Annotated in this window: 15 protein-coding genes and 1 tRNA gene; 2 read left to right on the top strand and 14 right to left on the bottom strand. The window is 67.3% G+C overall.

The window, feature by feature from the left end:
- Window positions 1-119: 119 nt before the first annotated feature.
- Together AC1D2F_RS20355 and AC1D2F_RS20360 are read right to left on the bottom strand one after the other, a co-directional pair.
- The gene (locus AC1D2F_RS20355; protein WP_476967582.1) at window positions 120-287 is read right to left on the bottom strand and encodes an alpha-hydroxy-acid oxidizing protein; all 168 of its coding nucleotides are present in this window, start codon (window positions 285-287) and stop codon (window positions 120-122) included.
- Window positions 288-1,120: 833 nt separating this feature from the next.
- Window positions 1,121-1,202 (bottom strand) — tRNA-Leu (locus tag AC1D2F_RS20360).
- A gap of 205 nt (window positions 1,203-1,407) precedes the next feature.
- On the opposite strand from AC1D2F_RS20360, the gene AC1D2F_RS20365 reads away from it, so the two are divergent.
- Window positions 1,408-2,013, top strand: coding sequence for an ANTAR domain-containing response regulator (locus tag AC1D2F_RS20365; RefSeq protein WP_090581781.1), 606 nt, complete (start codon window positions 1,408-1,410; stop codon window positions 2,011-2,013).
- A gap of 110 nt (window positions 2,014-2,123) precedes the next feature.
- Here the strand turns inward: AC1D2F_RS20365 and pyk are convergent, their stop codons facing one another.
- The 11 genes from pyk to hisI all read right to left on the bottom strand — a co-directional run bounded on the left by pyk (window position 2,124) and on the right by hisI (window position 17,699).
- The gene (pyk, locus tag AC1D2F_RS20370; protein WP_229995241.1) at window positions 2,124-3,626 is read right to left on the bottom strand and encodes a pyruvate kinase; all 1,503 of its coding nucleotides are present in this window, start codon (window positions 3,624-3,626) and stop codon (window positions 2,124-2,126) included.
- An 85-nt stretch (window positions 3,627-3,711) separates the two neighbouring features.
- The gene (locus tag AC1D2F_RS20375) at window positions 3,712-5,169 is read right to left on the bottom strand and encodes a glutamate synthase subunit beta (protein ID WP_476967583.1); all 1,458 of its coding nucleotides are present in this window, start codon (window positions 5,167-5,169) and stop codon (window positions 3,712-3,714) included.
- Window positions 5,162-9,778 (bottom strand): glutamate synthase large subunit, encoded by a 4,617-nt coding sequence (gltB, locus tag AC1D2F_RS20380; protein ID WP_364748940.1) that lies wholly within the window; start codon window positions 9,776-9,778, stop codon window positions 5,162-5,164. The genes AC1D2F_RS20375 and gltB overlap by 8 nt, the downstream gene beginning before the upstream one ends.
- Before the next feature lie 265 nt (window positions 9,779-10,043).
- Complete coding sequence (gene lgt / locus AC1D2F_RS20385; protein WP_476967584.1) at window positions 10,044-11,333, bottom strand: prolipoprotein diacylglyceryl transferase; 1,290 nt, start codon at window positions 11,331-11,333, stop codon at window positions 10,044-10,046.
- A 3-nt stretch (window positions 11,334-11,336) separates the two neighbouring features.
- Window positions 11,337-12,170, bottom strand: a complete 834-nt coding sequence (gene trpA, locus AC1D2F_RS20390) for a tryptophan synthase subunit alpha (RefSeq protein WP_229995245.1) — start codon at window positions 12,168-12,170, stop codon at window positions 11,337-11,339.
- Entirely contained in the window at window positions 12,167-13,531 is a 1,365-nt protein-coding gene (gene trpB, locus AC1D2F_RS20395) for a tryptophan synthase subunit beta (RefSeq protein WP_229995246.1), read from the bottom strand. The genes trpA and trpB overlap by 4 nt, the downstream gene beginning before the upstream one ends.
- 125 nt (window positions 13,532-13,656) lie before the next feature.
- Window positions 13,657-14,475, bottom strand: coding sequence for an indole-3-glycerol phosphate synthase TrpC (trpC, locus tag AC1D2F_RS20400; protein ID WP_364748944.1), 819 nt, complete (start codon window positions 14,473-14,475; stop codon window positions 13,657-13,659).
- Between the two features lie 2 nt (window positions 14,476-14,477).
- Window positions 14,478-14,765 (bottom strand): HGxxPAAW family protein, encoded by a 288-nt coding sequence (locus AC1D2F_RS20405; protein ID WP_229995248.1) that lies wholly within the window; start codon window positions 14,763-14,765, stop codon window positions 14,478-14,480.
- A 103-nt stretch (window positions 14,766-14,868) separates the two neighbouring features.
- Window positions 14,869-15,549 carry a Trp biosynthesis-associated membrane protein gene (locus AC1D2F_RS20410; protein WP_364748948.1) on the bottom strand — a complete coding sequence of 227 codons (681 nt, stop codon included), beginning with the start codon at window positions 15,547-15,549 and terminating at the stop codon, window positions 14,869-14,871.
- Window positions 15,549-17,114, bottom strand: a complete 1,566-nt coding sequence (locus tag AC1D2F_RS20415) for an anthranilate synthase component I (RefSeq protein WP_364748951.1) — start codon at window positions 17,112-17,114, stop codon at window positions 15,549-15,551. The genes AC1D2F_RS20410 and AC1D2F_RS20415 overlap by 1 nt, the downstream gene beginning before the upstream one ends.
- A gap of 156 nt (window positions 17,115-17,270) precedes the next feature.
- Window positions 17,271-17,699, bottom strand: coding sequence for a phosphoribosyl-AMP cyclohydrolase (gene hisI, locus AC1D2F_RS20420; RefSeq protein WP_476967585.1), 429 nt, complete (start codon window positions 17,697-17,699; stop codon window positions 17,271-17,273).
- Window positions 17,700-17,876: 177 nt separating this feature from the next.
- Here hisI and AC1D2F_RS20425 point away from each other — a divergent pair, with 177 nt between their 5' ends.
- On the top strand, window positions 17,877-18,521 hold the full coding sequence (locus AC1D2F_RS20425; RefSeq protein WP_229995670.1) for a TIGR03085 family metal-binding protein: 645 nt from the start codon (window positions 17,877-17,879) through the stop codon (window positions 18,519-18,521).
- A 92-nt stretch (window positions 18,522-18,613) separates the two neighbouring features.
- Here the strand turns inward: AC1D2F_RS20425 and hisF are convergent, their stop codons facing one another.
- Window positions 18,614-19,390, bottom strand: a complete 777-nt coding sequence (gene hisF / locus AC1D2F_RS20430; protein ID WP_090581810.1) for an imidazole glycerol phosphate synthase subunit HisF — start codon at window positions 19,388-19,390, stop codon at window positions 18,614-18,616.
- Window positions 19,391-19,394: the final 4 nt, after the last annotated feature.

The following is a 19,394-nucleotide window of genomic DNA, read 5'->3' on the forward strand; positions in this document are numbered from 1 at the left end:
AGGGCGCGAACCGCTCGCCTCGCGATGGCCGCTGAGCGCCACGGTCACCTCACACGGTGTGTAGCACGTCGCGATCCACCCCGTGGAGCGACGTGCATCCCGCGAGCCCCGGCGTGACGTCAGTTACGCCAGACGGTTGTGCAGCACATTGCGCGCACGTCGGTTTCCCCCGCGACGGCGAGGCCGTAGGAGTGCGGTCGGCCGATCGCCACCGCGGTCGCGCCGGGGGCAAGCGCGACTATTGCGTCGGCGCGGCCGTACACACCCGAGTCGAAGACGGCCGACACGCGACCCCCACCCGGCCGACGATCTCGGGCGGCACCACGAGCGTCGTCGGCACCGACGGGTCGATCTGGCCCCCGCCGCGGTTCGGGGCCCAGACGCCGTCCATGCCCCAATCGACGACGCGGGGCGTCGTCGGGTTGACGATCCCGTTGAGGTCAGCTGACCTGGACGACGATGTTGCCGGCAGCCTCTCCCTCGGCGATCGTCGCGAGCCCCGCGGCCGCCTGTTCAAGGTCGAGCACGGCGGTCACATTGACGCGGACTGTCCCGGCTGCGGCGTGACCGAGCAGGTCTGCACGGTCTCCTTGACCAGGGGGGCGAACACGCCGAACCGGTCAGGCCCTTCGCGGCGCTCGAGCACCTTTCGATCACAGGTACCCGAAGGCGTCTGCGCGCGGAAATGCGTTGAATAGTTGCAGTGCACAACGAGTCTCTGCCCAGGCATAGCAATAAAACAGACGTAAGTGTGTACAGAGTCCACACCCCTTTGGCTGGACAAAAAGAGGGCCGCAACGCTCTCCTACCTAGCTGAGATCTCGCGCCCAGAGGCCGACGACCAGAATCGCGGCGGTCATGTAGTGCCCGCTCCCCCGGCACATGAATAGGTGTAGGCCACCCCGGGCCTACCCGACGAAACCGGAAGCGAGGAACCGCATAGCCCCAGTCCAGAGCGGGCGGAGGACCCACCAGCCAGAGTCCTGAACCCGCCACCCACACACCTGAATAGGCCCCGCGGCGGCCAGGCCACAGCCCGCGACCCAACCCGTCAGACGACGCGATCGCAAGCTTTGTACACACGTCAAAACAAAATCGCCCCTGACGAGGGAATACACTGTGCCCGAGGTGGGACTCGAACCCACACACCTTTCGATACCGCATTTTGAGTGCGGCGCGTCTGCCAATTCCGCCACTCGGGCGCGGAGTACACCGGTGTAACAATCACTCAACCACAGTGCTGTGAGCAACGCGATCGCTTCCAGTGCGCGAAATTACTCTACATGCAGATAGGCTGAATTCCAGAATCGCGCCAGTGACGCCGCATCGAACCAAACCGGTCCAAGTACATCGGCGGACGAAACCTATGATGGTGTAGTTCCCGCCGTACCTTTCCAAGGAGTTCCCGTGTCAGAACAGACGGAGTCATCCCCCACTTCCCAGCCGGCTCGCCGCGTTGTTGTCGCCGAGGATGAGACTCTCATTCGCCTGGACATCATCGAGATCCTGCGCGGCGAAGGCTACGACGTCGTCGGCGAGGCGGACAACGGCGAGAAGGCCGTGCAGCTCGCCGAGGAACTCAAGCCCGACCTGGTCCTGATGGACGTCAAGATGCCCGTCATGGACGGCATCTCGGCCGCAGAGAAGATCGTCAAGGCCCGGATCGCCCCCGTGGTCCTCCTGACGGCCTTCAGCCAGAAAGAACTCGTGGAGCGCGCCCGCGACGCCGGCGCCATGGCGTACGTGGTCAAGCCGTTCACCCCGGCGGACCTCATCCCGGCTCTGGAGATCGCGCTCTCCCGCCACGAGGAAATCAAGGCCCTCGAGAGCGAGGTCACCGACCTGCAGGAGCAGTTCGCCACCCGCAAGCTCGTGGAGCGCGCCAAGAGCCTCCTGACCACCAAGATGGGCCTGACGGAGCCGGAAGCCTTCCGCTGGATCCAGAAGACCTCGATGGACCGCCGCCTCAGCATGCGCGAGGTCGCCGAAACCATCATCAACCAGGTCAACTAGCGCCGGGCTCGAAGCGACTCAGCACCAAGCAACACAGCCACAAAGCACCAAAAAGGGAGGATCCCCGCCAACCGGCGGGGATCCTCCCTTTTGCATTCAAGCTTTCAGAACTAGGCCTGGACCCGGTTCTTCTTCTTCTTTTCCGGCCACGGGCCGAGCTTGTCCTTGGCCACGGCGGCTTCGCCCTGGCCGCCGATGTCGGCGAGGTCGCCCACCTTGTGGACCTTCAGCAGGTTCGTCGAACCGGCCTTTCCGGGAGGCGAACCGGCGGCGATGACCACCAGGTCACCGTCCTCGACGACGTCCAGCTCCAGCAGGCTGCGGTCAACCTGGGCCGTCATCTCGTCGGTGTGGCCAACCATCGGGACCAGGACCGGCTGGATGCCCCACGTCAGTGCGAGCTGGTTCCAGACGTGCTCCACCGGGGTGAAAGCGAAGACCGGCTTGATGGGGCGCAGACGCGAGAGGCGGCGTGCCGAGTCACCGGACTGGGTGAAGGTACAGATGTACTTCGCTTCCAGCTGGTCGGCGATCTCGACGGCGGCGCGGGTGATGGCACCGCCGCGGGTCTTGGGCTTGGTGCCCAGCGGGGGAACGCGCTCCAGGCCGTGCTCTTCGGTGGATTCGATGATCCGGGCCATGACCTTGACCGTCTCGATCGGGTACTTGCCCACGCTGGTTTCGCCGGAGAGCATGACCGCGTCGGCTCCGTCGAGCACGGCGTTGGCGCAGTCGGAGGCCTCGGCGCGGGTCGGGCGCGGGTTCTCGATCATGGACTCCAGGACCTGGGTGGCCACGATGACAGGCTTGGCCCAGCGGCGTGCCAGTTCGATGGCGCGCTTCTGCACGATCGGCACTTCCTCGAGGGGAAGTTCCACGCCGAGGTCGCCTCGGGCCACCATGATGGCGTCGAAGGCGTCGATGATCTCGTGCAGCTGCTCGACGGCCTGCGGCTTCTCGATCTTGGCGATCACCGGCACGCGGCGGCCTTCCTCGTCCATGATCTCGTGCACGCGGACGATGTCAGAAGCATCCCGCACGAAGGACAGGGCAACCATGTCCACGCCGCGGCGCATGGCCCAGCGCAGATCGTCCTCGTCCTTTTCGCTCAGCGCCGGCACGTTGACAGCAACGCCGGGCAGGTTGATGCCCTTGTTGTTGGAGACCCAGCCGCCAACAATCACCTGGGCAACCACCTTGACGTCGTCGACGTCGATCGCGCGGAGGGCGACCTTGCCGTCGTCGATCAGCAGGGCATCGCCGGGGTTGACGTCCTCGGTGAGGCTCTTGAGCGTCGTGGAGCAGATGTCCTTGGTGCCGGGAACGTCCTCGGTGGTGATCGTGAACGTGTCACCGACCTCCAAAAGGTGCGGTCCGTCGACGAAGCGTCCCAGGCGGATCTTCGGGCCCTGCAAGTCGGCCATGATGGCCACGGCCTTGCCGAGCTGACCCGCAGCCTTACGGACGTTCTCGTAGGTGTTGTCGTGCACGGAGTAATCGCCGTGGCTCATGTTCATGCGTGCCACGTCGACGCCGGCTTCCAGCACGGCAAGCGTGTTGTCAAAGCTTGCGATTGCCGGTCCGAACGTGGCCACGATTTTAGCGCGTCTCATATACCTACCCTAGTGGTCTGTTGCATGGATGAAGTTGAAGCGAGTGTGAATCCCAGAGGGCCTGTTGGATCAGTGACCTGTTGGACTACAGAACGGCCATCGCACGGTCGGTCGGCGCCACGGGTGCCGGCAGGATGGTGCTGCCCATCAGGAACTTGTCCACCGCGGCCGCGCAGGCGCGCCCTTCGGCGATGGCCCAGACGATCAGGGACTGGCCGCGACCGGCGTCGCCGGCGACGAAGATACCCTCAGTGTTGGTCATGTAGTAGCCGTCCCGGGCCACGTTGCCGCGGCCGTCGAAGTCGGCCTGGACCTGGTCCGTGATCCCGGCAGGCTCGGGGCCGGTGAAGCCCAGGGACAGGAACACGAGGTCCGCGGGGATGATCCGCTCGGTGCCGGCCGTCGGGAGGCGTTTGCCGTCGACGAATTCCGTCTCCGCCACCTTGACGCCCGTGAGTTTGCCGTTTTCCCCCACGAACTCAACGGTGGAGGCGAGGTAAGTGCGTTCGCCGCCTTCCTCGTGCGCGCTGGCGACCTCAAACAGGGTGGGGAACGTCGGCCACGGCTGGTGGCCGGCACGCTCGACGGGCGGCTGCTTGCCGATCGCGAGGGTGGTCACGGACGCGGCCTGGTGCCGGTGCGCGGTACCGAGGCAGTCGGCTCCGGTGTCGCCGCCGCCGAGGATGACGACGTGCTTGCCCGCGGCGTTGATCTGGTTCTCCACGGTCTCCCCCGCCACCACCCGGTTGGCCGGCACAAGGTAGTCCATGGCGAAGTGGACGCCCTCGAACTCGCGGCCCGGGATCGGCAGGTCACGCGGGACGGTGGCACCAGTGGCGATCACGACGGCGTCGTACCGGCGGCGCAGCTGCTCCCAGGTCACGTCGGTGCCGACGGCCACGCCGGTGCGGAACCGGGTGCCTTCGGCCTTCATCTGCTCCAGCCGGCGGTCCACCTGCTCTTTTTCCATCTTGAAGTCGGGGATCCCGTAGCGCAGGAGTCCGCCGATCTTGTCGTCGCGCTCGTAAACGGCCACGGTGTGGCCCACCCGGGTCAGCTGCTGGGCGACGGCGAGCCCGGCGGGGCCGGAACCGACGACGGCGACCGTCTTGCCGGTCAGTCGCGCCGGCGGCAGGGGGTTGACCCAGCCGTTCTCGAAGGCCTGGTCCACGATGGATACCTCGACCTGCTTGATGGTCACCGCGGGCTGGTTGATGCCCAGCACGCAGGACGCCTCGCAGGGGGCCGGGCACAGCCGGCCCGTGAACTCGGGGAAGTTGTTGGTGGCGTGCAGCCGTTCCATCGCTTCCTCGCCCTTGTCCCGCCAGATGAGGTCGTTCCATTCCGGAATGAGGTTGCCCAGCGGGCAGCCCTGGTGGCAGAAGGGGACACCGCAGTCCATGCAGCGGCCGGCCTGGCTCTTGAGGACACCCTTTTCCTGGGCCTCGTAGACCTCTTTCCAGTCCATGATGCGGACCGGAACGGGACGGCGGGGCTGGGTTTCGCGCTGACGTACTTTCAGAAATCCGCGTGGATCAGCCACCGGTCACCTCCAGGATTCGAGACCAAACTTCTTCGCCGTCGGGGTCCAGGCCCTCTTCGATGGCGTCAAGACGGGTTTGCAGGACTGCCGCGTAGTCGCGCGGCAGCACCTTGGTTATGCGGGCTGCAGTGTCATCGAAGTTCTCGAGGAGCCGGGCCGCGTGGAGCGATTCGGTTTCCTCGACGTGCTTGACGAGCAGCCCGTGGACGATGTCGCGGTCCTCGGCGTCGAGCTCGAGCAGCTGCAGCTCGCCGGACTCGAGGGCCTGCTTGTTGACGCGTTCGGTCTGCAGGTCCAGCACATAGGCCGTGCCACCGGACATGCCGGCACCGAAGTTGCGGCCGGTGCGGCCGATGATGAGCGTCTGGCCACCGGTCATGTACTCGCAGCCGTGGTCGCCGATGCCTTCGGCCACCGCGGTGGCGCCTGAGTTGCGGACCAGGAAGCGTTCGCCCACCTGGCCACGCAGGAACATTTCACCGCTCGTGGCGCCGTAGCCGATCACGTTGCCCGCGATCACGTTCCGCTCGGCCGGGAAAACGTTGGTGCGGTCCGGCCGGACGATGATGCGGCCGCCGGACAGTCCCTTGCCGACGTAGTCGTTGGAGTCGCCGAACATGCGCAGCGTGATGCCGGCCGGCAGGAACGCCCCGAGCGACTGGCCGGCGGTGCCATTGAGCGTGATGTCAATGGTGTCCGTGGCCAGGACGTCGGTGCTGAAGGTCTTCGTGACCACGTGGCCGAGCATTGTGCCGACCGAGCGGTCCGTGTTGATGACGTTCACGGAGATCTTCACCGGCGTGCGGTCACTGAGGGCTTCGGCCGCCATGGCGATCAGGCGCTGGTCGAAGTGCTTGTCGAGTTCGTGGTTCTGGCCGGTGAGATTGCGCAGCGGCGCGTCGTCGTCGAACTCGAGGCCGTGCAGGATCGGATCCAGGTCCAGCCCTTCGGCCTTCCAGTGGTTGATCGCGTCGCGGGAGTCGAGCATCTCGGCATGGCCGATCGCCTCCTCGATGCTGCGGAAACCCAGTTCCGCGAGGATTTCGCGGACTTCCTCGGCAAGGAATTCGAAGAAGTTCACCACGAACTCGGGCTTGCCGTTGAACCTGGAGCGCAGCTCGGGGTTCTGCGTCGCGACGCCGACCGGGCAGGTGTCCAGGTGGCAGACACGCATCATGATGCAGCCGGAGACCACCAGCGGAGCGGTGGCGAAACCGAACTCCTCGCCGCCGAGCAGCGCGGCGATCACGACGTCGCGGCCGGTCTTGAGCTGGCCATCCACCTGCACCACCACACGGTCGCGCAGGCCATTGAGCATGAGCGTCTGCTGGGTCTCAGCGAGGCCGAGTTCCCACGGGACACCGGCGTGCTTGAGCGAGTTCAGCGGCGAGGCGCCGGTACCGCCGTCGTGTCCGGAAACCAGCACGACGTCGGCCTTCGCCTTGGTGACGCCGGCCGCCACGGTGCCGATCCCGACCTCGGAGACGAGCTTGACGTGCACCCGCGCCGACGGGTTGGCGCGCTTGGCGTCGTAGATCAGCTGCGCGAGGTCCTCGATCGAGTAGATGTCGTGGTGCGGGGGCGGCGAAATGAGGCCGACGCCGGGTGTGGAGTGCCGCGTGCGGGCCACCCAGGGGTAGACCTTCTGCGCCATCAGCTGGCCGCCTTCGCCGGGCTTGGCACCCTGCGCCATCTTGATCTGGATGTCGTCCGCGTTGGACAGGTACAGGCTGGTGACGCCAAAGCGGCCGGAGGCGATCTGCTTGACCGCGGAACGGCGTGCGGGATCGAGCAGGCGGTCCACGTCCTCGCCGCCTTCACCGGTGTTGGACTTGCCGCCCAGCCGGTTCATGGCGATCGCGAGGGTCTCGTGGGCTTCCTTGGAGATGGAACCGTAGCTCATGGCACCGGTGGAGAACCGCTTGACGATGCTCGAAACCGCTTCCACTTCCTCAAGCGGCACCGCGGGACGAAGACCGGCCTTGAACTTCAGCAGTCCGCGCAGGGTCATGAGGTTCTCGGACTGGTCGTCCACGCCGCGGGTGTAGGCCTTGAAGATGTCGTAGCGGCGTTCACGCGTCGCGTGCTGCAGCCGGAAGACGGTCTCCGGGTTGAACAGGTGGGGTTCGCCGTCGCGGCGCCACTGGTATTCGCCGCCGCCGAGCAGGGGCTGGTGCGGCAGTTCGATGCCGTTCTCGGGGTAGGCCATGCGGTGCCGTGCCAGGACTTCGGCAGCAATGACATCGAGGCCGACGCCGCCGAGCTGGGAATGCGTGCCGGAGAAGTACTCGTCCACCAGGTCCTGGCCGAGGCCGAGGGCTTCGAAGGTCTGGGCACCGGTGTAGGAGGCCACGGTGGAGATGCCCATCTTGGACATGATCTTCAGGACGCCCTTGCCGAGGCCCTTGATCAGGTTGTAGACGCCGTCCTGCGGGGTGACCCCCACGACGTCGCCGGAGGCGATGAGCTGTTCCACGGATTCCATGGCCAGGTACGGGTTCACGGCGGAGGCGCCGTAGCCGATGAGGACGGCGACGTGGTGCGTCTCGCGGACGTCGCCGGCCTCCACCACGAGGGCGGTCTTGGTGCGGTTGGCGCTGCGCAGCAGGTGGTGGTGAACGGCGCTGACGAGCAGCAGGGACGGGATGGGCGCCCACTGGGCGTTCGAGTCGCGGTCCGAGAGCACCACGTACTGGACGCCGCGGTTGATGGCGCCGGAGACCTGCTCGCAGATTTCGGTGAGCCGGGCGCGGAGGGCGTTCTCGCCACCTTCCGGGCGGTACAGTCCGCGGACTTTCATGGCGACCTTGCCGCCGTCGGCACTCTCGATGTTCGCGATCTTGGCGAGCTGGTCGTTGTTGATCACGGGGAACGGCAGCGAGACCTGCGGCTGGCGGACCTGCTTGGTGTCCAGCAGGTTGCCGTTCGGGCCGATCGCGCACGTCAGGGACGTGACGAGTTCTTCACGGATGGCGTCCAGCGGCGGGTTGGTGACCTGTGCGAAGGACTGCACGAAGTAGTCAAAGAGCAGCCGCGGGCGCTTGGACAGCACGGCCACCGGAGTGTCGGAGCCCATTGCGCCGAGAGGTTCTGCGCCCGTGCGGGCCATCGGGCCCAGCAGGATTTTCAGTTCCTCGGTGGTGTAGCCGAAGGTCCGCTGGCGGATGTTGACCGAGGCGGCGGTGTGCACGACGTGCTCGCGCTCGGGCAGGTGGTTGAGGTCGATCAGGTTGTCCTTGACCCATTCGGCCCAGGGGTTCGCGGCGGCGACCTCGGCCTTGACCTCGGCGTCGTCGATGATCCGGCCGGCCCCGGTGTCCACCAGGAACATCTTGCCCGGTGAGACGCGGCCCTTCTTGACCACCTTGGAGGGTTCGACGTCGATCACGCCGACCTCGGAGGCGAAGATGATGAGGCCGTCCTCGGTGATCCAGTACCGGCCCGGGCGCAGCCCGTTGCGGTCCAGCGTGGCGCCGACCAGGTTGCCGTCCGTGAAGGAGACGGCCGCCGGGCCGTCCCACGGCTCCATGAGCATCGAATGGTACTCGTAGAAGGCGCGGCGGGCCGGATCCATGGTGGCGTGGTTTTCCCACGCCTCCGGGATCATCATCATGATCGAGTGCGTGATGGGCCGGCCGGAGAGCCAGAGCAGTTCCGCCACCTCATCGAACGAAGCCGAGTCCGAGGCGCCCGGGGTGCAGATCGGGTACAGCTCTTCGGGTGAGTCCCCCAGCAGCGGGCTGGACAGTTGCGACTGCCGTGCCCGCATCCAGTTGCGGTTGCCCTTGACCGTGTTGATCTCGCCGTTGTGCGCGATGGTGCGGAACGGCTGGGCCAGGGGCCAGGACGGGAACGTGTTGGTGGAGAAGCGCGAGTGGACGATCGCGAGCTTGGTCTTGAAGCGCTTATCCGAAAGGTCCGGGTAGAACGGTTCCAGCTGCGCGGTGGTGAGCATGCCCTTGTAGACGATGGTCCGGGAGGACAGCGACGGGAAGTACACGCCGAACTTGTTCTGGGCGCGCTTGCGGATCCGCCAGGCGCGGGAATCGAGCTCGTTGCGCTCGAGGGTTTCCCCGGTGCTGGAAGCGAAGAAGGGCTGCGAGAAGTGCGGCATGCAGGCCCGGGCCATGGCCCCGACCAGGTCGGCCACGATCGGGACTTCGCGCCAGCCAAGGACGGTCAGGCCCTCGTCCGCGGCGAGGCCTTCGATGCCGGACCGGGCGGCGTCCGATTCGCGCTGCTCGGCCGGCAGAAAGGCGGTTCCCACGACGTACTGTCCGGGGGCCGGAAGTTCGAAGTCCGTGACCGCGCGGAAGAATTCGTCCGGCACCTGCATGAGGAGGCCGGCGCCGTCGCCGGTACCTTCATCGGCGCCCACGGCACCGCGGTGCTCGAGGTTGCGCAGGGCGGTCAGGGCGGCGTCGACGATGTCATAGCCAGGCTCGCCGCGGAGCGTGGCGATGATGGCCAGGCCGCAGGCGTCCTTTTCGTTCTCCGGGTTGTAGAGTCCGGCGGCTGCCGGAATCGCCGCGAACCGGCTGAAGGGTGACGCGGCAGCCGGGGTCGGGTCCGGATCGGACCAGCTGGGGCTGTGAAGAGTTTGGGTCATTGGAGACGTCCTTCCTCCTGATCGTGCGTATGGGAGGGACAACATTGGCCCCACTCGGAACGCCGGTGTGTGACGGGCGCAACAGAGTGTTTTCTAACTGGAATTGTAGGCCAGCCCGGCCTCCTGTACTAACAGTTACGCAGGTGCTGGCCCGGGCTTGCAAGGACAGCGTCTATCTGCTGTCCGCAGCAAGCCCTCTTGCCACGACGCTGTGGAGTCGGGTCTTGCGAGCGGTGGCTCCGCAACCCGAGCTGCCGGTGCTGAGCTACTTGGTGCCCTCAGCCTCCGGCGCGGTTCCAGATCCCTGGCGGCCGGATACTACTCCGGCTGCCGGAGCTCCGTTGGCGGGCGCGGTGCCGCCGGTGGAGTCCTTGTCCGCATCCTCGGATGCGCGAACTGGTCCGCTTTGATTATTCCGGAGATTAGCACGGGATTCACTATCTGAGACAGCAGAGTCCGCATGGCGGACAACTGTTGCCTCCGCGGGAACGGTGGTGCGGTCCCCCTCGGCGGCGTCATTGGCCCGGGCGTTGGCCCCGGAGACGGCGGCCGGTCCGGCAGCGCCCGCCGCGCCGGTGGTGCGGTCGGCGTCGGCCGCTTCAGTGTCCGTCTTTGACTCTGCCGACTTAGACTCCAACGGCTTGCTCTCCGCCGGTTCGCGGCCCGGGAGGAACGGGGTGTCCGGCTCGGAGGGCTTGCGCAGGCCCAGGATGATGAAGGCGAGCAGGGCTCCGGCAAAGACAATGATGCTGGTCCAGACGTTGAGCCTGGTGGTGAGCCCGAAGAGGGTGATCTGCTCGGCGTCGTCGATCCGCATGGCCTCGATCCAGACGCGGCCAAGGGTGTAGTACATGGCGTAGACGCAGAAGAGCCGGCCACGGCGGAAGTTGAATTTCCGGTCCAGGGCCAGCAGGATCAGCACGCCGGCCAGGTTCCACAACGACTCGTAGAGGAACGTCGGGTGGAAAAGCGTCTCTGCCGGCATGCCAGCCGGGAAGTTCGGGTTGTTGGGATCGATCTGCAGCCCCCACGGAAGCGTGGTGGGGCCGCCGAAGAGCTCCTGGTTGAAGTAGTTGCCCCACCGGCCAATCGCCTGGGCCAGCAATAGCCCGGGGGCCGCCGCGTCCATGAAGGCGCTCAGCTTCACCCCGGCACGCCGGCACCCGATCCAGGCGCCCACGGCACCCAGCAGGACGGCGCCCCAAATGCCCAGGCCGCCGCGCTGGATCTGCGGAATCAAGGACAGATCGCCCGTGCCATCGAATCCGGGACCAAAGTAGGCATCCGGCGAGGAGAACACGTGGTAAAGCCGTCCGCCGATGATGCCGAACGGGATGGCCCAGATGGCGATGTCCCAGACGCTGCCCTCGGGTGCGCCGCGGCGCGCCCAGCGGACGGAGGTGAGCCACAGGCCGGCAATGATGCCGGCGAGGATGCACAGGGCGTAGGCGTGGATGCGCAGGGCCCCCCACGGCAGCGGGATGTCGAATCCGGACCAGCTGGGGCTCGGAATGCTCGCGGGAATCATCGCCGCCGCGTGGAGGACTGACTGCATTGCTTACGCTTCTTCCCTGGTAAGGCCGGTGCTGAGGTCTTTCGTCAAGGACGCTACCGCATCCACGCCGCCGTCCCGGATAGCCGCGACGAGGGCGGTGCCCACAATCACGCCGTCCGCATACTCGGCGATCTCGCGGACGTGGCCTGCGTTGGAGACGCCGAGGCCCACGCAGACGCGTTCGGCGCCCGCGGCGTGCGCGGCGGCGACTACGTTCCTGGCCGCCGAGCTGACCGAGGTCCGGGCGCCGGTGACGCCCATGATGGAGACGGCGTACACGAAGCCGCGGCTCGCATCGACAGTGCGTTTCATGCGTTCCGGGGAAGACGAGGGAGCCACGAGGAACACCCGGTCCAGTCCGTACTTGTCGGAGGCGGCCATCCATTCGGCGGCCTCGTCCGGGATGAGGTCGGGGGTGATCAGCCCGGCTCCCCCGGCCTCGGCCAGGCGGCGGGAGAACTCGTCCACGCCCATCCGGACTACGGGGTTCCAGTAGGTCATGACCAGCACGGCGGCGTCGGTCTTGCTCGTGATGCCGCGGACGACGTCGAAGACCTCCCGGACGTGGAAGCCCTTCGCGAGGGCCTCAGTCGTGGCCGCCTGGATGACCTGGCCGTCCATGACCGGGTCGGAGTACGGGATGCCGATCTCGATGAGGTCGGCGCCGTTCTCGGCCAGGGCGATGCCGGCGGCGATGGTGTCTTCAACGCTCGGGTAGCCGGCCGGCAGGTAGCCGATCAGGGCCGCCCTTCCCTGGGCGCGGGCGCGGTCAATGGCCGCCGCCGACTTGCTGGCGTGCTGCGCGGCGTTCTGGTTGCCGTCCTGGCTGGTGCTCACAGCTGTTCCCCCTCTTTGGCGATTACTGCTTCAGGTGAGTCCTTGTCCAGCAGGTCGAACCATTCCGCGGCGGTGGCCACGTCCTTGTCGCCGCGGCCGGAGAGGTTCACGATCACAATCTTGTCGGCCGCGCCTGTTGCGTTGCCTGTGGCCGCGTCCGCGGCGAGCCGCTGCCCCACTTTGATGGCGCCGGCGAGGGCGTGGGCGGACTCGATGGCGGGGATGATGCCCTCGGTGCGGCACAGGAGCCGGAAGGCCTCCATGGCTTCGCTGTCCGTGATGGGCTCGTAGCTGACCCGGCCGATGTCGGCGAGGTAGGAGTGCTCGGGGCCGACCCCGGGGTAGTCCAGGCCCGCCGAGATGGAGTGCGACTCGATGGTCTGGCCGTCGTCGTCCTGCATCAGGTAGGAACGCGCGCCGTGCAGCACACCGGGTTTGCCGAGCGTAATGGTTGCCGCGTGGCGTCCGGTTTCGACGCCTTCGCCGCCGGCCTCGAAGCCGTAGATCTTGACCGACGGGTCATCGAGGAAGCCGTGGAAGATGCCGATCGCGTTGGAGCCGCCGCCGATGCAGGCACAGACGGCGTCCGGAAGCCGGCCCGTCTGATCCAGGATCTGGGCCCGGGCTTCCTCGCCGATCACTTCGTGGAAGTAGCGGACCATGGCCGGGAACGGGTGTGCGCCGGCGGCAGTGCCCAGCAGGTAATGCGTGTTGCCCACGTTCGCAACCCAGTCGCGCAGGGCCTCGTTGATGGCGTCCTTGAGCGTCTGGGATCCGTTGGTCACCGGGATGACCGTGGCGCCGAGGAGCTCCATCCGGGCCACGTTGAGGGACTGTCTGCGGCAATCCTCGGCACCCATGTAGACCACGCATTCCAGGCCCAGCAGGGCTGCCGCCGTGGCGCTGGCAACACCGTGCTGGCCGGCACCGGTTTCGGCGATGACGCGGGTCTTGCCCATCCGCTTGGCGAGCAGCGCCTGGCCCAGGACGTTGTTGATCTTGTGCGAGCCGGTGTGGTTGAGGTCTTCGCGCTTCAGGAAGATCCGAACCCCGCCGGCGTGCTCGGCGAAGCGCTTGGCCTCGGTCAGCAGGGACGGGCGGCCCGAGTAGTTCTTGTTCAGGTCGGCGATCTGGGCTGTGAACTCCGGATCGGCCTTGGCCTTCTCGAAGGTGTCCTCGAGCTCGTCCAGGGCCGCGATGAGCGACTCGGGCATCCAGCGGCCGCCGTAGTTCCCGAAGTATGGCCCCGGGGCGTGCCGCAGGGACGGTTCGCCCTGCGCGGGATGCTCCTGGGGGCGTTCGCCCTGCAGGAACGCGTCCACGGCACTTTCGTCAGAGCCGGCTGCTGGCGCATCGACCATCAGTCTCACCATCCTGTTCCACTGCTAGCTTTGCGGATCTGCAGACGAGATCCGCTCATTGTCCGGGCAAATGGCGGGCCCGGTACCGCTTACGGTCCGGACGGAGGCGCCAGGACCGGCCGGCCTCAGGCGCGGGCGGCGATTGCCGTTGCGCCGGCAGCCATGAACTCGGCGATCCGCTTGCGGGGCGTCGCGTCACTGACCAGCGCCTCGCCGACCAGGACCGCGTTGGCGCCGCGGGCCGCGTAGTGTTTGACGTCCTCAACGTTGCGCACACCGGATTCGGCGACCACGAGGGCGCCGGCGGGAATGCTGCCGGCCAGATCCGCGAAGACGGAACGGTCGACGTCGAGCGTCTTGAGGTTGCGCACGTTGACGCCGATGATCCGGGCCTCCGCGGCCACCGCACGCTCGATTTCCCCGGCGGTATGCGTCTCCACCAGCACGTTCATGCCGAGCTCGCGGCTGAGGGCCGTAAATTCGCGCAACTGGGCGTCCGAGAGCGAAGCCACGATCAGCAGGATCAGGTCGGCACCGTGGGCACGGGCCTCCCAGATCTGGTACTCGTCAACCATGAAGTCCTTGCGCAGCAGCGGAATGTCCACTGCGGCCCGTACGGCGTCGAGGTCGGCGAGGGAGCCGCCGAAGCGGCGCTCCTCGGTCAGGACGCTGATCACGGCGGCCCCGCCGTCGGCGTACTGCGCGGCGAGGGACGCGGGATCGGCGATGTCCGCCAGCCGGCCCTTGGACGGGCTGCGGCGCTTAACTTCGGCGATGACCTTGAGCTGGTCCCGGGTGCTGGAGGTGCCGCCCAGGGCGGCCCAGGCGTCACGGGCGGGCGCCGCCGCGGCGGCGCGCTCCTTCAGTTCCGCGAGCGTGACCAGACGCTGGCGCGCCTGCATATCCTCCCTGACACCGGCATTGATGTCGTCGAGAACGCTCACGCTCAGTGGCCGGAGTTCTTCAGCTTGCTGCCGCCGACGCCGTAGCCGGCCTTGCGCATGGCCCAGCCGGCGAGCAGCCCGATCACCATGATCGCCGCACCCGCGACAAAGATCGGCGTGTTGGCGATGACGAAGGCGATGGACGCAATGAGGGCGCCGACCAGCATCACGATCACGCAAGTCCACGCGGCCGGGCTGTTGCCGTGACCCGGTGCTTCGCTGTGGTCGACGTCGTCGTAGACGCCCTTCGGCGCAGCGGACGTGGATGCGGAAACAGTGGCTTTGCTCATTGAAATCTCCTCAGGATGAATACTGCTTACATTCTGCCATTTTTTGGCTGTGTGTTTTGGCCGCGTTGCTAGTCGCGTCGCTGGCCGCGCCCGCGGCATCGGCTCAGGTGGGGTCGTCGCCGCGGGACAACCGGTCCCAGCTGTCGATCTCGTCCGCGGGGGCGGCCGCGGCAGTACCACCAACTGCAGTCCCGCCGGCGGCGGGCCCGGCGGCTGCCGCGTCATATTTGGTGCGGCTCTTCCAGTAACGGCCGGCCGGCACGATCGCCAAGGCGCTGAGTCCCAACAGGGCCCCGGCGACGACGGCGAGAACGGGGAACACTGTTACGTCCACGTGCACGCTGCTGCCACTGATCCCGGTGGCGGCCGCGATTGATCCCTGCGCCGCGGACAGAGGGTCCGCCAGCACGACCGCTGCCGCGGCGACGATGCCCGCGGCCGCGAGGAGGATGATCGCCGTGATGACCCAGCGGGCCACGCGGCCAGCGATGGAGGCCGCCAGGCCGCCGGCCAGGGCAACAAGCGCCAGGGCCGTCACAGTGGTCGCGGCCTTGCTGCCCTGGACCTGCAGGCCGTCCTGGCTGGCCACGGCCGCGCCGAGCTGCGTGGGGTCAAGGTGCACGGTGAGCCAGGTCTGGGTGGTGGTCCCGAACACGGCCAGCGCCAGGGCAGCGATCACCAGGACCAGGGTGGACTTGCGGGCCCAGCCGGGAACGGCGGGCCGCGTGGTGGTCTTCACGGTGTTCTTGGCGGTGTCCTTGGCAGAGGCGTGCGGCTGCTCCATCAGTTGTCCGCCCCGGCGTCGGGCACCGTGTCGGCGGTGATGTTGTGCAGCGAAGTGGCGGTGTGCACGGCGCGGAGCGGCGCGGCGGCCTTGTTCACGGTTTCCTGGGCCTCGGTGGGGTTGACGGAATCGGCCACGATCCCGCCGCCGGCCTGGACGTAGGCGCGTCCTTCCCGGAGCAGGGCCGAGCGGATAGCGATCGCCATGTCCATGTCCCCGGCGAAGTCCAGGTAACCCACCACGCCGCCGTAGATGCCGCGCCGGTGCGGTTCAAGTTCGTCCAGGAGGCGCAGGGCCCGCGGCTTAGGGGCACCGGAGAGGGTGCCGGCCGGGAACGTGGCCTTGAGAACGTCATAGGCCTTGGCGGCCGGGGCCAGCTCGCCGACCACCGTGGACACCAGGTGCATGATGTGGCTGAAGCGTTCCACTTCCATGAATTGCGTGACGTCGACAGATCCTGCGACGCAGACCTTGGAGAGGTCGTTGCGGGACAGATCGACCAGCATCAGATGCTCGGCGCGTTCCTTCTCGTCTGCCAGCAGTTCCTCGGCCAGGGCCTTGTCCGCCTCCACCGTCTTGCCGCGCGGCCGTGAGCCGGCGATGGGGTGGGTGATGACCTCATCCCCCGTCACGGTGACCAGGGCCTCCGGCGAGGAGCCGACGATCGTGTACTCGCGGCCCGCGGCGTCCTCGAAGCTGAAGAGGTACATGTAGGGGCTGGGGTTGGTGTTCCGCAGGACCCGGTAGACGTCGAGGGGGTCGGCGCCGCACTCCATTTCGAAGCGGCGGGAGATCACCACCTGGAAGACCTCGCCGTCCACGATCGCCTCCTTGCCGCGGTCCAGGGCGGCCAGGTACTCGGATTCGTCCCAGCGTTCCTGCACGCTCGACGCGAAATCCAGGGCGGCTGTTTCGAGTACGGAGACAGGCTGCTCCACGGGACGGCTGATCTTTTCCAGCAGGGCTTTGACGCGGGCGACGGCGTCGTACCAGGCGTCGTCGACGCGTTCGGTGCTGTTGTCGAAGTTGATGGCGTTGGCGATCAGCAGGACGGTGCCGTCCATGTTGTCGTGGACCGCCATGTCCGTGACGAGGTTGAGGGCCATTTCCGGCAGCTGGAGGTCGTCCTCCGGCGGGCTGGTCAGTTTCTCCCAGTGCCGGACGGTTTCCCAGCCCAGGAATCCGACCAGGCCGGACGTGAACGGCGGGAGGCCGTCGAAGCGCTCGGTGCGCAGCGCTGCGACGGTGTCGCGGATGGCGTCCACCGGGTTGCCGTCCAGCGGCACACCGACCGGGGGCTCGCCCAGCCAGTGCGCGTTGCCGTCCTTGGTGGTCAGGGTGGCCCGGGAGCGGGAGCCGATGAAGGAATAGCGGGACCAGGCGCCGCCGACCGCCGCCGATTCCATCAGGAACGTCCCGGGCTGGCCCTGGGCGAGCTTGCGGTAGAGCCCGATCGGGGTTTCGGCGTCAGCCAGCACCTTGAGCCGGACAGGGATGACGCGGCTGTGGCCTGCGAGTTCGCGGAACTCTTCGAGGCCGGGGCTGATGATTCCAAGGTCCTGCATGGCTGTGCTTTCCGCCTGTTCTTTAGGTGGACCTGTCACAGGATCCGGTGATGGGATCCAGTGTGGGGTCCGGTTCGTGAAGCTGTGGAAGCGCCGGGGCGCTCTGCCGGTGTTCCTTTGCCTGTGGCGTTTGCCGGGGTCCTTCGCCGGGGGCGTTTAGCCTCCGTGGCCGACGACGGCGTCGAGCTCGCGCCCGTCGAAGCAGGTCCGGGTTCCGGTGTGGCAGGCCGCGCCGACCTGGTCCACCCGGACCAGCAGGGCATCGCCGTCGCAGTCCATGGCGAGCGACTTGACCCATTGCACGTGGCCGGAGGTGTCGCCCTTGCGCCAGTACTCCTGGCGGGACCGCGAAAAGAAGGTCACGCGTCCACTCGTCATGGTGCGGTGCAGCGCCTCGTCGTCCATCCAGCCCAGCATCAGTACCTCGTGGGTATCGAACTGCTGGACGATCGCGGCCACCAGGCCGGTACTGTCCCGTTTGAGGGCGTCCGCCAGTCCGGCCGGAAGGGGGCTGCCGTTGGTGGGGCTGCCATCGACGGCGCTGCCGTTGACGGGGCTGGGGGCGGGGGCGGGCTGCTCAGACATCAGATCAAGTCTAGTGCCTCCGGGCAGGCGGTCGGCCTGCGGGTCCGTCCCGCCGCTTAACACTGTGGCCCAATCAGGGCGCCCGCCGCGGTCCCCCGCCGGATGATGCCGCCAGGGACGGTTGCGGCGGCGATTCCTGTGCCCACGCACGGCCGTCTCGTGCTAGTTTCACAAGTGATGCATTTCGTCGAACCGTCCCGAGAAGTCCTGGCCGAAACCCTGCTGGCGGCCGGCCCTGATGCCGCCACGCTCTGCACAGGTTGGCTCACCCGCGATCTTGCCGCGCACCTGTACCTGCGCGAGCGCAAAATCGCCGTCGGACTGGGCCTGCTGATCAAACGCCTCTCCAAGGCGTCAGACCAGGCAACGGCCGAACTGGCGCGCACGCTGAAGACCTCAGAGGACTACGCCAAGCTGGTCAACGACTTCCGTGCCGGTCCCCCGGCCCTGTCTCCGTTGCGGATCAAGGCCCTGGACGAGAGCTCCAACCTGATCGAGTACTTCGTGCACACCGAGGACGTCCGCCGCGCTGTGGACCGCTGGGCACCGCGGGCCCTGGACCAGGCCTACTCGGACGCCCTGTGGGATGAGCTCGTCAAGCGGGCGGCCATCCTGTACCGCGGCGTGGACCTGGGCATTGTGCTGGTGAGCCCCTCCGGTCCGCGGCATGTGGCCAAACGCGCCCCCGTGTCGGTGGCCATCGTCGGCGAGCCGGGCGAGCTCCTCATGCACGCCCACGGCCGCACCCGCCACGCCCTCGTGACGTTCGAAGGCCAGCCGGACGCCGTCGCGCTCCTGCAGTCCGCCGAAGTTGGACTTTAACCCAGCGCTGCAGCCTAAGAATACAAACGAAAACGCGGGGCTGGTACCAGATACCAGCCCCGCGTTTTTTGTCCGCAGTCTCAAGTCCGGAATCAGCGGACTTCGAAGCCTGCCTCGCGGATCGCTGCCTTGACCTGCGCGATCATGTCCAGCGGGCCGAAGTGGAAGACCGAGGCCGCCAGGACGGCGTCTGCGCCTGCTGCCACGGCCGGCGGGAAGTGCTCCGGTTTGCCGGCGCCGCCGGAGGCGATGAGCGGGACCTTGACCCCGGCCCGCGCCAGGCGGATCAGTTCCAGGTCGAAGCCGTCCTTGGTGCCGTCGGCGTCGATCGAGTTCAGCAGGATTTCACCCACCCCGCGGTCGGCCGCTTCCCGCGCCCAGGCGATGGCATCGATTCCGGTCCCCTGCCGTCCGCCGTGCGTGGTGACCTCGAAGCCTGACGCCGTGGGCTGCGAGCCCGGACGGGTGCGCCTGGCGTCGAGGGAGAGCACCAGGACCTGGGAACCGAAGTGCCGGGTGATCTCGTCGATCACGTCCGGCCGGGCCACGGCCGCGGTGTTGATGGCAGCCTTATCCGCGCCGCAGCGCAGGAGTTTGTCAACCTCAGCCACGCCGCGGACGCCGCCGCCGACCGTCAGCGGGATGAAGACTTCCTCGGCGGTGCGGCGGACGACGTCGAACGTGGTCTCCCGGTTGCCGGAGGACGCGGTGACGTCAAGGAACGTCAGCTCGTCGGCGCCGCTGTTGTCGTAGCGGTGCGCCAGTTCCACCGGGTCCCCGGCGTCGCGGAGCCCCTCAAAGTTGATGCCCTTGACCACGCGGCCGGCATCGACGTCGAGACACGGGATGACGCGCACGGCAACAGTCATGACT

The organism is Arthrobacter sp. P1_B3, from assembly GCF_056406615.1.

Excerpts from the sequence above, each read along its gene's own strand:
- AC1D2F_RS20410 (WP_364748948.1), bottom strand. The coding sequence starts at position 15,549 with ATGGAGCAGCCGCACGCCTCTGCCAAGGACACCGCCAAGAACACCGTG.
- AC1D2F_RS20415 (WP_364748951.1), bottom strand. The coding sequence starts at position 17,114 with ATGCAGGACCTTGGAATCATCAGCCCCGGCCTCGAAGAGTTCCGCGAA.
- lgt (WP_476967584.1), bottom strand. The coding sequence starts at position 11,333 with ATGCAGTCAGTCCTCCACGCGGCGGCGATGATTCCCGCGAGCATTCCG.
- pyk (WP_229995241.1), bottom strand. The coding sequence starts at position 3,626 with ATGAGACGCGCTAAAATCGTGGCCACGTTCGGACCGGCAATCGCAAGC.
- gltB (WP_364748940.1), bottom strand. The coding sequence starts at position 9,778 with ATGACCCAAACTCTTCACAGCCCCAGCTGGTCCGATCCGGACCCGACC.
- hisI (WP_476967585.1), bottom strand. The coding sequence starts at position 17,699 with ATGTCTGAGCAGCCCGCCCCCGCCCCCAGCCCCGTCAACGGCAGCGCC.
- AC1D2F_RS20425 (WP_229995670.1), top strand. The coding sequence starts at position 17,877 with ATGCATTTCGTCGAACCGTCCCGAGAAGTCCTGGCCGAAACCCTGCTG.
- trpB (WP_229995246.1), bottom strand. The coding sequence starts at position 13,531 with ATGGTCGATGCGCCAGCAGCCGGCTCTGACGAAAGTGCCGTGGACGCG.
- AC1D2F_RS20405 (WP_229995248.1), bottom strand. The coding sequence starts at position 14,765 with ATGAGCAAAGCCACTGTTTCCGCATCCACGTCCGCTGCGCCGAAGGGC.
- hisF (WP_090581810.1), bottom strand. The coding sequence starts at position 19,390 with ATGACTGTTGCCGTGCGCGTCATCCCGTGTCTCGACGTCGATGCCGGC.